Raw genomic sequence first — 14,086 nt, 5'->3', positions numbered from 1 at the left:
TTGAGGGAAAGGTGCCCCGTCAGGGGCGGATGAGGTGTAATTTTTTACAATAGAAAGGAAGTAATATTATGGCTAAACAGATTAAAAAAGTAGTTCTGGCTTACTCCGGCGGTCTGGATACCTCCGTTATCATTCCCTGGCTCAAGGAAAACTATGATGGCTGCGAAGTTATCGCCTGCTGCGCCGATGTAGGGCAGGGCGATGAGCTGGATGCCGTTCATGATAAGGCGCTGAAATCCGGTGCTTCCAAGGTTTATATTGCAGACCTCAAGGAAGAATTCCTCAAGGAATATGTATGGCCCACGTTGAAGGCCGGTGCTGTTTACGAAGACAAGTACCTCTTAGGCACTTCCTTTGCCCGCCCGATCATTGCCAAAAAACTGGTGGAAATCGCCAAGCAGGAAGGCGCGGATGCCATCGCTCATGGCGCTACCGGCAAGGGCAATGACCAGGTTCGTTTCGAGCTGACAGTCAAGGCTCTGGCTCCGAACATCACTCTGATTGCTCCCTGGCGTGAATGGGACCTCGATTCCCGCTCCGCTGAAATCGAATATGCCAAGAAGCATGATATTCCCATCGCTACGGAAAACAAGACCTATTCCATGGACCGTAACATCTGGCATCTGTCCCATGAAGGCGCAGACCTCGAAGATCCGGCCAACGAGCCGCATGACAGCATGTTCCTGATTTCCAAGGCTCCGAAGGATGCTCCGGACGAACCGGAATACGTGACCATCGACTTTGAAAAGGGCGAACCGGTAGGCGTAAACGGCAAGAAAATGGGCGCTGTGGAACTGCTCGAAGAACTCAACAAGATTGGTGCCCGCAACGGCGTTGGTATCGTGGATATCTGCGAAAACCGTCTCGTGGGCATGAAGTCCCGCGGTGTCTATGAGAACCCGGGCGGAGCTCTGCTCTACTATGCACACCGTGAACTGGAATACCTCTGCCTTGACCGCAACACCTATCACTACAAGCAGCAGGTTGGCATCCGTTATGCCGAACTCGTTTACGATGGCATGTGGTTCTGCCAGCTGCGCGAAGCACTGGATGCATTCGTCAACAGCACCCAGCAGACCGTGACTGGTCAGGTCAAACTGAAACTCTACAAGGGCAACATCATCTCCGCTGGTTCCACTTCCCCGTACTCCCTGTACAGCCAGGAATTTGTGACCTTCGAGCATGATGACGTATACAACCAGGCAGATGCTACGGGCTTCATCAACCTGTTCGGCCTGCCGCTCAAGGTTCGTGCCCTGATGCAGGAGAAGACGGGTAAATGAGCGAGGCCATGTGGGGAGGCCGTTTCACCAAGACCGTAGATGAAATGGTCAATGAATTCCAGGCCTCCATAAATTTTGACAAGCGCATGTACCATGAGGACATTGCGGGCTCCATCGCCCATGCCATCATGCTCTCCAAGTGCGGCATCATCTCTGAGGACGACTGCGGGGCAATCCTGCAGGGCCTCAAGGATATCGAAGCGCAGATTGAAGCGGGGGACTTCGACTTCTCCGTGGATCTTGAAGATATCCATATGAATATCGAAAAACGGCTTACCGAGGCCATTGGCGAAGCTGGCGGGCGGCTCCATACCGCCCGCAGCCGCAATGACCAGGTGGCCCTCGATACCCATATGTATGTGCGCCGGGAAGTCGTGGCTGTCCAGCAGGAAATCATCAACCTGCAGGAAGCCCTCGTGGAGCTGGCCAAGAAAAATCAGGATGTCATCATGCCTGGTTACACCCATCTCCAGCGGGCACAGCCCATTCTCTTTGCGCATCATCTGCTGGCCTATTTCGGCATGCTCTCCCGTGACTATGCCCGCTTCGAGGGCGTATACAAACGGGCGGATATTATGCCTTTGGGCGCAGGTGCCTTGGCTGGCACTACCTTCCCGATTGATCGGGAACTGGTGGCTAAGCAGCTGAACTTCGAGCAGATTTACGGCAACAGCCTCGATGCGGTCAGCGACCGTGACTACATCATGGAATTCCTGTCCGCAGCCAGCATTCTAATGGTGCATCTCTCCCGCCTGTCGGAAGAGACCATCCTCTGGTGCAGCCGGGAGTTCTCCTTTGTGGAACTTGACGATGCCCATTGCACGGGCTCGTCCATGATGCCGCAGAAGAAGAACCCCGATGTATCCGAACTGGTACGCGGCAAGACCGGCCGGGTTATCGGCCACCTGATGGCTATGCTGACCACCGTAAAAGGCCTGCCCTTGGCTTATAACAAGGATTTGCAGGAGGACAAGGAAGGCATCTTCGATGCCATCGATACGGTGAAATTCAGCTTAGGTGTTTATGCCCAGCTGATTCGCGGCATGAAGGTCAAGAAAGACGTCATGCGCAAGGCCGTCGAGGAGGACTTCTCCAACGCTACGGATTTGGCCGATTACCTGGTCAAGAAGGGCCTGCCCTTCCGTCAGGCCCATGCGGTGGCTGGTACGGCTGTTCATGAGTGCATTGCCCAGGGCAAGTACCTGGCCGATATGACCTTGCCCGAGCTGCAGAAGCTTTCGCCGCTGTTCGAATCCGATATTGCCGAAGCTTTGAAGCCCGAGACCTGCGTCAACCAGCGCAACTCTTTGGGCGGCACTTCCGATAAGCAGGTAGAACGCCAGCTCGAAGCGGCACAGGAACTGATTGCGGCCGAGAAAGAAAGTAATACAAAGTTGACCTGTCAGCAAATCTGACCAGTCAAAAATTGACATGTCAAATATTAAAGAACAGCCTTACTGGGACAATCGTCTTTGGCAAGGCTGTTTTTGACATCTATGCTCATAAACTATACAATAAAAAGAGATTGGTATGAACGTGGGAGGATAAGAAATGTTAGTAGGCGAAGAGCGAAATAAAGTAGACCAGATTTGGGATACCTTCTGGACGGGAGGACTGACGAATCCGCTGTTGGTTATCGAGCAGTTTACTTACCTGCTGTTTATCAAGCAGCTTGATGATATAGAGACAGAGAACGAAGCAAATGCGGCGCTGTTGGGCTTTGAGCATGAGGAGAAAATCTTTGGCCCGGAGCAGCAGAATTATCGTTGGAGCAAGTTTAAGAATTTAGCGCCGGCCGTACAGTTTCAGCTCATGCAGGATGAGATTTTCCCTTTTATCAAGAATCTGCATCCCGATGATGATGCTTCCTACACCCGTTTTATGAAGGATGCGACCTTCCAGATTTCTGCACCGGACAAACTGGCGAAGATCATTGAGGGCATCGATAAGCTGGAACTGAATGAAGAAGACAGCAAGGGTGACCTGTATGAGTACATGTTGTCCAAGCTGGCTTCTTCCAAAATCAACGGCCAGTTCCGCACGCCGCGCCATATCATCAAGATGATGGTGGAGATGGCGGCGCCGCAGCCTTCGGATATTGTGGTAGATCCGGCGATGGGCACGGCAGGATTTTTAGTAGCCGCAGAAGAATTTATCCGTAAACATCATGGGGATATGCTGCTGGATGATGAACAGGCCCAGCATTTCAATACGACCATGTTCAATGGCTTTGATACGGACCCCACCATGCTGCGCATCGGTACTATGAACATGATGCTTCATGGTGTGCAAAATCCCAGCATTGACTATAAAGACAGCCTTTCCAAGCATAATCCCGATAAGGAACTCTATACCCTTTGTCTGGCCAATCCTCCATTTAAAGGCTCTCTGGACAATGAAACCGTGGAGGAAAGTCTGCTGCGCGTTACCAAGACCAAGAAAACAGAGCTGCTCTTTCTCGCCCTGTTCCTGCGTATCCTGAAGCTGGGCGGCAGAGCGGCGGTTATTGTCCCCGATGGCGTGCTCTTTGGTTCGTCCAAGGCTCATCAGGCTCTGCGCAAGGAACTGGTGGATAACAACAAATTGACGGCAGTGGTCTCCATGCCCAGCGGCGTGTTCAAGCCTTATGCAGGGGTATCCACGGCAATACTCTTCTTTACCAAGACAAATGCAGGCGGTACGGACAAGGTTTGGTTCTACGATATGCAGGCAGACGGCTACAGCCTTGATGACAAGCGGCAGGAGATTGAGGAGAACGATATTCCTGACATTATCGCCCGGTTCAAGAATCTGGAACAGGAAGAAGGCCGCAAGCGCACGGAGCAGAGTTTCTTTGTGCCGGTGGAGGAGATCCGGCAGAATGGATATGACTTGTCCATCAATAAGTATAAGGAAATTGAGTATGTGCCGGTGGAATATCCCAGTACGTTGGAATTGATGACGAAGTTGGACGAGCTTAGTTTGTCCATCAGTGAGGATATGGAAAAGCTGCGGGAGATGCTGAAATAGTACGCGGGACTGGTTCGAGGCAGTTGGGCGCGTGGCAGGCGGCATCTGCCTTTCGCTTGAGCCCTTGGCTAAAACTGTTTTTTGCCCTTAATTAATTAGCGTGAAAAGTCAAAACTCGCTATGCTCAAACAGTAGACTTTTCCCGCTAGAGCAGAGGTATGGCAAAAAACAGTTTCTTAACGCCCTGTGCTCCACGCTACAGTCAGTTGTCGCCTGCCACGCTCGGGGGTGCACCCAGCGTGATAATACTTTTGGCAAGGTGGCATTTCTGTAGAGTAGGGAACCATAGCCAGATGTAATGATAGAGGAGAAGAAATGCGTTTAGGAGATTATGTATCAGTAAAAACAGGCAAATTGGATGCCAATGCAGCTGATGAAAATGGGGAATATCCCTTTTTTACTTGCTCTGTTAATAGTCTGAGAATTAATAGATATGATTACGATTGTGAATGTGTATTGGTTGCAGGAAATGGTGACTTAAATGTAAAATATTATGATGGTAAATTCAATGCCTACCAACGAACATATATTATTGAAAGCAATGACAAAAATGTTCTTTTGGTGCCATATCTGTATAGATTTATGGAAAAGTATGTTGAGAGGCTTAGAAGTGATGCTATCGGCGGAGTTATTAAGTATATAAAACTATCGAATATTACTGACGCTGATATTCATATCTGCACATTAGATGAACAACGGGAAAAAGTTAACATCTTAGATAGAGTTGATGCTTTAATATGTAAATATCAGCTAAAACAGGCCTTGATGGAAGATATTGTCAAATCACGGTTTGTTGAGATGTTTGGTGACCCGGTGACAAATCCGATGGGATGGGCAGAGCACACTCTCGATGAATATATAGAATTTCTAACCTCTGGTTCACGAGGCTGGTCAAAATATTTCTCTGATAACGGGGAGATATTCATTACCATCAAGAATGTGAAAAATAATCGTATTACCTTGGAAAATGTGCAATATGTGACTCCACCAGACAATGCTGAGGCGAAACGGACAAAGGTTCGTGAAGGTGACTTGCTTATAAGCATTACGGCAGATTTAGGGAGAACTGGAGTTGTATCTAAAGAGCTTGAAGAACGCGGAGCATACATCAATCAGCATCTCACGTGCATACGATTGAAGAAAGAAGAAATCAATCCGGGATATGTTTCTTATTTTATGGAAAGCGATGCAGGAAAACGGCAATTTGATACAAAAAATCAATCGGCTGTAAAAGCAGGGTTAAACTTTGATGCTATTAAGAGCCTCAAAGTGTTAGTACCGCCTCGTGAACTTCAAAACGAATATATTTCCTTTGTCGAACTCACCGACAAATCGAAACTTGCTATTCAGCAGAGTATTGAAACGTTACAGACGCTAAAGGCAAAACTTATGCAAGATTATTTTGGCTAATTGAATATCATGATTGTAACGGATTAAGAGGTGCCGGAGGTTGGTGGAAAGGAAAAGTCTATATGAAAGATTACCTTATCACCGAAATTGTGCAGGGGATGCTTCCCTATTTGGATAATGCACAGTTGATGCGCCTCCGTGAAAAATTGACCGAATGCCTGTCGAATAAAGTAGTCACAGATGGTAGTATGGTAGATAATGATACGGGGACAAGCAATGATGAGTTTGTGGAAATGTTTATTGCGGCTAAAAAGGTAGAAGGTTGTAGTGAACGAACCTTAAAATACTATCAGTCCACCATAGTCAAGGCATTGGAGACCTAAGCTTTGTAGAAAACTTCTATAAAGATGAGTGGGTTAAGGTAGTTCAAGCTCAGGAAGTATATGACAAAGTATCATACTGCAAAGCTCCTAAAATTGGCAGAGGAGTGCGTCTCGATAGAAAAGTTCGTATGCAGATATGGGATGTATTTGATGAATATCAAAATATCATGAACGAAAAGCTGCAGCGTGACGTAGAGACTGCTATGTATGAGTGTCGAAAGATTCTTGAAAACAAAAAACTTACAGGCCAGTATACATCTATTATCGTGGACGAAGGTCAGGATCTTAGCCCAAGTGCATATAGATTGCTCATAGCGCTTGCAGGAGATGAACACCAGAATGATATTTTCATTGTTGGTGACTCACATCAGAGAATCTATAGAAATAAGGCTGTTCTTTCAAAATGTGGAATCAATGTCCGTGGAAGAAGTAGCTATTTGAGAATCAATTATAGAACTACAGAAGAAATCCGTAAGTTTGCATTTGGATTGCTTAATGGAGTTTCTTTTGATGATTTAGATGAGGATTATGATAACAGTAAGGGATGACAGTCTCTTACGCATGGAGATAAACCTGAGATTAAGGAGTTTGCAACTCCGGAGGAAGAACTCGATTACTTGGTAAAAAGAATCCATGAATTGGAATCTACTGGCGTAGAGCAGAAAAATATCTGTATCGTAGCAAGAACTCACAAATTGCTTGATAACTATATTGCAGGATTGCAGAGGGCTGGAATTAAGTCCTTTGAAATCAAGGCAAACAAGACTGATGATCGCTCTCTTGGAGGTGTAAGAATTGCAACCATGCATAGAGTAAAGGGCCTTGAGTTCGATCATGTCTTTGCGGTAGCAGTAAACAAAAAGGTACTTCCTTTTGGAACAAGAGCAGACTTTGAAGATGATATTTCTCTTGAGGAATTCAGAACAGGAGAGAAGTGTCTGCTTTATGTTGCGCTTATAAGAGCAAGAAAAAGCGCATGCGTGACATGCTATGGCGGATTGAGTGAATTGATTGTGTAATATATGCGCATAAGAAGATATTTAACCTAAATATAACGACGAATTGAGGGATGATAATGGACAGTTTATATATATCTAGAGTGGTCATAAAGAATTATAGAAACTTTAAGGACTTAGATGTTAATTTGCAGCACAAGTCAGTAATCGTTGGTGAGAATAATATTGGTAAAACTAATTTTATCAGAGCTTTGCAGCTGATTTTAGATCCTTCACTTTCAGATGAAGATAGAATGCTGTCTGAAAGTGATTTTAATGATTCTCTTGAAAATCCTATGGAGAACAACCAGGAGATTTTAATTCAGATTTATATTAGTAATTACAGAAGAAATGTTGCAGTAATGACAATGTTATCTGATGCAACTGTTTTGGATGACGAAGGAAATGAGGCCCTGTTATTAAGCTATAAGTTCTTTCCACATATTGATGATTTTGGAAATAAAGAATACCAATATGAAGTATATATGCGTGATAATATGTCGAGAAAATTTGGTTCGAGAGAAAGAAAGTATCTTAATATAAAAGTTATTAAGGCACTAAGAGATGTAGAAGTAGATTTACGAAATAGCAAAAAATCTCCAGTAAAAAAGATGCTTGATGATTATAAAATCAGTAAAGAAGTTCTTGAAAATATAGCAAGTGAATATAAAGAATGTGGCGATCGTGTTTTAAACTTAGATGAAATCAATGATATGACAATGCATATCAATGAACGTTTTTCGGAAATTCTTGGAAATCATGACTATGATATTTCGTTACAGGCTATGGAGGTGGACCCAACAAGGGTATTAGGCTCCCTGAAAATGTTGATGGCAAATCGCTCTGTATCAGATTCTAGTTTGGGACTAGATAATATTTTATATATTTCGCTGGTTCTTCAGATGCTGAAGGACAAAACGGTGCCAACTTTTGTTTCTGGTATAGAATATTCGGAACTGTTAACAAAGGAAAATAGTGAAATATTAGGTGAATGCTATATTCCAAATGCAGGCGGAAATTATGTGTTAAGAACTGACATAAGCGAAGAGAATTATGCTGCATTGTATACATTTATGACAGACAATGGACATGGAAATAATGCAGTTACTCTGTTAGCCATCGAGGAGCCTGAAGCACATCTTCATCCAGTTTATCAGCGGTTAATATATAAAGATGTTATTAATCGAAACGGATTTCCTATTCTCTTGACTACACATTCAACGCATATTACTTCGGTAGCTCCAATTAAGTCATTGGTACATTTGCATCAAGAGTCAGGGAGCACAGTTGCTCATTCTACAGCAAGTATGCCTATGATAGACGGAGAATTTTTAGACGTTGAGCGTTATCTCGACGTTAAACGTGGTGAAATATTTTTAGGAAAAGGCGTGATACTTGTCGAAGGTATTGCGGAAGAATACATTATTCCTAAATTTGCTGAATTAATAGGCAAACCGCTGGATGAGAAGGGAATAGTAGTTTGTAATATTAATTGTACAAATTTCAAACCGTATATGAAGATGCTAAAGTCTCTTAGTATACCGTATTCTGTTATAACAGATGGTGATTTCTATATTGAAAATACTGAGGATGGAGAGGAGTCGACTAGAAACTATCATGTAATGGAAAAAGATGTAAAAGATAATGATACATATGGATCACTCGGAATGGAAAATGCCATTAAAACGTTTGAAGCTTTGAATGATAGTGTGCCGGAAAATACTGATTTAGATTTACATTTTTCAGAACGTGGATATTTTATTGGTAAATATACGTTTGAGGTTGACATGATGGAATGCACGTCTACAGAAGATGGTGAAAGAGCTTTTACCGACACTTTTAATCAGTTAGTTGAAAGCAATCGAAAGCAGAATAACTTTAAAAATAGATTGAGGAATCAAGATTATGAGTTCTGCTTAAGACGAATCGAAGACCAGAGTGTTGGAAAGGGAAGATTTGCTCAGATTTTCTCAGGAAAATGTGTTGCTGATAACTGTCCGGATTATGTAAAGAATGCCATTGAATATATTTATACGAAAGTAGATGAATGAGTACGACGACCTATATTGAAAAATTAAGTAGAATTGAAAAAGATGAATACCAGAAGGCTGCTTTTGAAAGTCAAAGTAATACAGTTGTATTAGCTGGTCCGGGAAGTGGAAAAACAACTGTATTGACTTTAAAAGCCATGCATTTGTTAAATAGTGTAATTGCTGAACCTCGTGGTTTAGCATGTTTAACATATAGTAGAGAGGCTGCAAGAGAATTTACAGAGAGACTAAAAGAATTAGGCTTAGTAAGGGGGAATAACATATTTCTTGGTACTGTACATTCATTTTGTCTCACGGAGATACTTGGCAAATTTAGTGATGTATATTCATTAAATATCCCAACGCCGATAAGAATTGCTTCAGAAAAACAAAGAACACAATTATTTGAGACAGCAAAGAAAAATGTTGAGTGTGATAACAAATATTTTAAAATTGGGAGAATGAATTGTACAAGAATGCTAAGTGTTTCTGGAGTAAGTAATATTAGTGTTGACAGAGATAAAATCGCAGAGATAATAGCTGACGAATATGAAAAACTTTTAAATCAGGCCGGTGTCATTGATTATGAAACAATTATTATAGAGTCTACAAAGTTACTGCAGGAAAAACCTTATGTTAGAGAGTGTATAGCAGCAAAATATCCGTGGTTGTTAATTGATGAATATCAGGATTTGGGGCGACCACTTCATGAAATGGTTCTTGCGCTTATAGATAAAACAAAAATTAAATTCTTTGCTGTTGGTGATCCGGATCAATCAATATATGGATTTCAGGGAGCAGTTCCTGATTATTTAATTGAACTAGCTGACAGACCTGATGTTAAGAAAATAACTTTATTAAATAACTATAGAAGCAACCAAGACATTATTGACGGATCAGAACTTGTGTTAAATCAACAGCGTGGTTATGTTGCAAAAACAAGAGAAAATGAAAATGCAGTTTACAAATTTATAGAAGTAAGCGAAGAGTTGGATGACCAAATAGAATATTTTGTTAAAAGAATTGTTCCGGGACTTGTAGAAAACCATATTCCCTATGAAGAGATAGCAGTACTAGTTGAAAATAATTCGGAATGTAATAGTATTGCATTGAGATGTCAGAAAGAGAATATTCCATACTATATTGTAAAACATCAATTTAATCGAAGTGATTTTGTTAAGTGGGTTGAGAACTGTGCTTCGTGGATTGAAGGGGATAGAGATATCGTGTTTTCTGATATAGGGGATTTTTGGATATCTTTGATAACAGTAAATGGCGCAACATATTTGACAGATGAAGAAAAATTGATTATCAGGGAACGTCTGTATAAGATTCTTGTGGGAAGCAAAGTCTATGAAAAATCATTGACACAGTGGTTTGATTATGTAAGGAAAGCACTATGCTTTGATAAGTATCTTGAACAAAATACGTATTTTCAGGATGAAAAAGATAATATTGATAATTTGGTGAAAGAAATGTCTGGTAGTGAATATCAGGAATATGGAATAGATAAGTTTTCTAAAATTGGAAAGCCAGAAAATCAAATTGTTATTTCAACACGGCACAGTTCAAAAGGACTGGAGTTTGAAGCTATAGTCATGATGGGAATGGAAGAAGACCGTTTTCCAAGATATTATGCAAAAAATGATTCTAGATTATTAGCAGAGGCTAATCGTTTATGCTTTGTCTGTGTGAGCCGAGCAAAACGTGTTTGTGTATTAATGCGTTCAAAGTATTATACTGTTTATACAAAAAATGGTCCTCGGAGAGAAAAGTTTTATCCGTCAAGGTACTGGAAACGACTATATTCAAAATATGGTAAGGATAGATAAGAGGTCAAATAATGCATGGGAATTTTAAGGTAATTACTCTATGCGGCAGCACGCGATTTAAAAATGAATATATAGAAGTACAGAAGAGACTTACATTAGATGGCAATATTGTTCGCAGTGTTGGCCTCTTTGGGCATTCTGGAGATTCTGAAGTTTGGGAGAATATGGATGAAGGAACCCTTACCAAAACTAAGGAAATGCTTGATGATATGCACAAACGCAAGATCGATATGGCGGATTAAATATTCGTAATCAATGTTGGTGGATATATTGGACAATTCGCCGACTTCGTAGCCATCACCGACAAATCGAAATTGTCTATTCAGCAAAGCATAGAAACTTTGCAAACGCTAAAGGCAAAGCTGATGCAGGATTATTTCGGATAAGCGAATGAGTATCGCATTTCTATATGCAACATGCTAAGTAGCGTTATCGTTTGACTCACCATAACGCATGGAGTACGCATATCAGACACAAAGGAGCCGCTCTCTTATTGAGGGCGGCTCCTTTGTGTTATTGTTGTAATCCCGTATAGCCATTGGATAGGGAAAAGTTGCTTGATTTTCTTTTTTATGGTACAATCTTTATAACAAGAGAAATAAGGCGGATCATGTAATCGCCGGGTGAATACTGCGGCGCTTGAGAGCATATCAATATGCTTCTCAGAGCCACTTAATATAGATGGCGTTAGCCATCCGATATGATAGACAGAGCCATCCATCTCCGATGGACACGGATGACTCCGCCATGGTTTATGCTTCTTCCATTTCAGCCATACGCTGCCGCATGGATACATCGCCTTCCAGTTTCATTTTATAAGAACCAGGGATGATACGGTCCATGATGGCATCTGCCACAGCTCCGCCGCCAAGTTGGCTATGCCAGCCAGGAATGTCAAACTGTGAGCAGAAGATTGTGGCCGATTGCCCCCAGCGGCGCTCCAGAAGTTCCAGAAGCATCCGTTGCTGAAGCTCATTGATTGGGATTAGCAAAAACTCATCGAGAATCAGCATTTTGATTTTCTGATACTTTTTCATAAGATCCAATTGAGCTGTTTTGGCTTCTGCTTCTGCATATTCTGCGAAGAAATCCGGCAGGCGCAAATAGAGAACTTTATAACCATCACGACATGCGTTGATTCCAAGCGCATTGGCTAGGAACGTCTTGCCGCTGCCAGTCGGTCCTAGAAACATGACATTCCGCTTTTTGTCAATGTAAGCATTGGTACGGAGCATCTGAATTAGGTCCCGATCCAAGTGACGGTCCGGCCAGTACAAGATATCTTCCATATCAGCTGTGTTGCTGGGGAATTTCGCACTGGTGATGAGCTTTTTCAGCTTGGTATTCAAACGAACGTCAGATTCACGGTCAACAATGAGTGAAAAGCGCTCATTGAATGTCATGGATTCAAATTCCTCCGGATGTTCCATCTGATCCATATAAGTTTTTGCCATAACAGAGAGACGCATCTCCTGCAGCTTACGGACAGTTTCATTTACCATGGTACTCACCTCCGTAATAAGCTGCTCCTCTGACAAATGCATTCTGAGAATGCGCCGCAGGCTGCTCAATCTTGATATCCTGCTGAGTCACTAAGATGTTTTGGATGAGTTTATAGCGAGGTGATGGAACCTGCCGCAGTGCAAGCTCACAGGCAGTATTCAATCGTGGAATGCCGTATTGATCTGACAGTTTCAGGAGAGCAAGGCAGCCCTTGTAGGCTTGTTCTTCTACGCGGTAGCTGGCCAGCAGCCGCTCGATGACTGTGTGGACATGTTCGCCACATTTTTCTGACCACCGACGGAAGCGATTGCCATCCCATTGGCTGTATAGCTGATGATTTTTCGGCATATGTTCTTCCACAGTTGAATACTGTCCGCGTTTGCCAACGATTCTTTTGTGATTGGCGATCCGCCTCCCTTCTGTATAAATCTCTACAACATGGCTGGTAAGCCGCACATCCACACGCTTGCGGACATATTCGTAAGGAACTGAGTAGTTCTGATGGTCTACCGTGATATGGTAGTTGAGTTGAACCGTTGCCTTTTTCCAGTCTGCGTACTCATATGGGCACTGCGGTAACGGACGAAGAAATGGACACTCCTCCATATGGAATATAGAACTGCGTGAGCCATCTTTTTTCTGGAAGGGGGCTTCGTTGAACCGGTACAGTTCCTCCTGAATTGCCTGATTCATCTCGTAAAGGTCGAAAAACTTTCGATTGCGGAGTTTGGCAATGATATGAGTCGTTACTTGGCCGACGCTTCCCTCAACAGCAGCTTTATCCTTTGGAGCCAGCACACGTGCTGGCAACAATGCCATCCCGTAATGGTCTGCAAATTCTTGATAAGAGCGATTGGCAATGGGATCCTCATGTTTTCGATGCGAAATGATACCGGTGCGGAGATTATCTGACACGAGTAATCTGGCGCTGCCGCCAAGAAACTCCATGAGATGAATATGGGCCTGAATCCACGAATGTTCTTTCATATCACGGCATGCCTCTGCATAGCAATACATGCTGAACGGCAAGGTGGCGACAAACAAGTACGCTTTCGTAACCGCACCAGTTTCAGGATTATACAACTTAAGCGTAGTACCAGCCCAATCTACCATAAGCCGCTCAGCTGGCTTGTGATGAATATGCATGGTAAGGTGGTGATGGTCGACAAAATCACGATACCGCTTACAAAATTGGGAATACATGAAATATAGCTTATTAGCCTGCCGGCAGTCTGCTGCATATTCTTCCCATAGGAGTTTTAGCGTTACACCGCTTTTCAAGAGCTCCTTATGAATGAATTCATAGTCTGGCTGAACCTGACCAGGCAAATCTGCTTCAGCAGGAAAGAGGTGATGATGCAATGCTGCCAAATCCATACCATCCAAAGCAGCCGCATCCAGCGGATGCTCGTGGCAAGCCTTGACGACTTTAGCCACCGTGTTGCGGGATACCCGGAGAACAGCGGCAATAGACCGCTGACTCTCACCTTTGAAAAAGCGATGAAGAATCTCTTTTTCCTTGGACATGAAAAACCACACTCCTTATACAATGAATTCGTGGACCATTCCACGTGTCCATTGTACCGCGACACTGAGTGGCTCTCTAGAGCGTATTGGATTTAATTTTAGGGGCGGCTCCGTGCAGCGTAACAGGTGGCTCTCAATAGGAGATTGACCTGGCTCTGCGGAGCGGAATACTCA

Annotated in this window: 12 protein-coding genes; 10 read left to right on the top strand and 2 right to left on the bottom strand. The window is 43.2% G+C overall.

All coding sequences use genetic code 11. From position 1 onward, the window contains the following. Positions 1–68: 68 nt before the first annotated feature. The 10 genes from BLQ59_RS09485 to BLQ59_RS15790 all read left to right on the top strand — a co-directional run bounded on the left by BLQ59_RS09485 (position 69) and on the right by BLQ59_RS15790 (position 11,124). Positions 69–1,283: an argininosuccinate synthase gene (locus tag BLQ59_RS09485; RefSeq protein ID WP_074572710.1), complete on the top strand. Its 1,215-nt coding sequence runs from the start codon at positions 69–71 to the stop codon at positions 1,281–1,283. Further along, positions 1,280–2,698: an argininosuccinate lyase gene (argH, locus tag BLQ59_RS09480; protein WP_074572709.1), complete on the top strand. Its 1,419-nt coding sequence runs from the start codon at positions 1,280–1,282 to the stop codon at positions 2,696–2,698. Before BLQ59_RS09485 ends, argH begins: the two co-directional genes overlap by 4 nt. 136 nt (positions 2,699–2,834) lie before the next feature. Continuing rightward, positions 2,835–4,292, top strand: coding sequence for a type I restriction-modification system subunit M (locus BLQ59_RS09475; RefSeq protein ID WP_074572708.1), 1,458 nt, complete (start codon positions 2,835–2,837; stop codon positions 4,290–4,292). A gap of 315 nt (positions 4,293–4,607) precedes the next feature. Further along, the gene (locus BLQ59_RS09470; protein WP_074572707.1) at positions 4,608–5,702 is read left to right on the top strand and encodes a restriction endonuclease subunit S; all 1,095 of its coding nucleotides are present in this window, start codon (positions 4,608–4,610) and stop codon (positions 5,700–5,702) included. A gap of 62 nt (positions 5,703–5,764) precedes the next feature. Next, complete coding sequence (locus BLQ59_RS09465; RefSeq protein ID WP_074572706.1) at positions 5,765–6,025, top strand: hypothetical protein; 261 nt, start codon at positions 5,765–5,767, stop codon at positions 6,023–6,025. 104 nt (positions 6,026–6,129) lie between these two features. Continuing rightward, positions 6,130–6,573: a UvrD-helicase domain-containing protein gene (locus tag BLQ59_RS09460; RefSeq protein ID WP_074572705.1), complete on the top strand. Its 444-nt coding sequence runs from the start codon at positions 6,130–6,132 to the stop codon at positions 6,571–6,573. Positions 6,574–6,642: 69 nt separating this feature from the next. After that, positions 6,643–7,044 carry a 3'-5' exonuclease gene (locus BLQ59_RS09455; RefSeq protein ID WP_074572704.1) on the top strand — a complete coding sequence of 134 codons (402 nt, stop codon included), beginning with the start codon at positions 6,643–6,645 and terminating at the stop codon, positions 7,042–7,044. 56 nt (positions 7,045–7,100) lie between these two features. After that, positions 7,101–9,071, top strand: coding sequence for an ATP-dependent nuclease (locus tag BLQ59_RS09450; protein ID WP_074572703.1), 1,971 nt, complete (start codon positions 7,101–7,103; stop codon positions 9,069–9,071). Continuing rightward, positions 9,068–10,882, top strand: a complete 1,815-nt coding sequence (locus BLQ59_RS09445; RefSeq protein WP_074572702.1) for an ATP-dependent helicase — start codon at positions 9,068–9,070, stop codon at positions 10,880–10,882. Before BLQ59_RS09450 ends, BLQ59_RS09445 begins: the two co-directional genes overlap by 4 nt. An 11-nt stretch (positions 10,883–10,893) precedes the next feature. After that, entirely contained in the window at positions 10,894–11,124 is a 231-nt protein-coding gene (locus BLQ59_RS15790) for a hypothetical protein (protein ID WP_218122894.1), read from the top strand. A 510-nt stretch (positions 11,125–11,634) separates the two neighbouring features. Here BLQ59_RS15790 and BLQ59_RS09435 read toward each other — a convergent pair. Continuing rightward, positions 11,635–12,384 carry an ATP-binding protein gene (locus BLQ59_RS09435; RefSeq protein ID WP_074572193.1) on the bottom strand — a complete coding sequence of 250 codons (750 nt, stop codon included), beginning with the start codon at positions 12,382–12,384 and terminating at the stop codon, positions 11,635–11,637. Further along, positions 12,374–13,912 carry an IS21 family transposase gene (gene istA, locus BLQ59_RS09430; RefSeq protein WP_074572192.1) on the bottom strand — a complete coding sequence of 513 codons (1,539 nt, stop codon included), beginning with the start codon at positions 13,910–13,912 and terminating at the stop codon, positions 12,374–12,376. Before istA ends, BLQ59_RS09435 begins: the two co-directional genes overlap by 11 nt. Positions 13,913–14,086 lie beyond the last annotated feature (174 nt).

Source organism: Pseudoselenomonas ruminantium, from assembly GCF_900104055.1.
Lineage (GTDB): Bacteria > Bacillota > Negativicutes > Selenomonadales > Selenomonadaceae > Selenomonas_A > Selenomonas_A ruminantium_C.
Note: the sequence above shows the minus strand (reverse complement) of the source record. Positions and strands in the feature narration are given on the sequence as shown.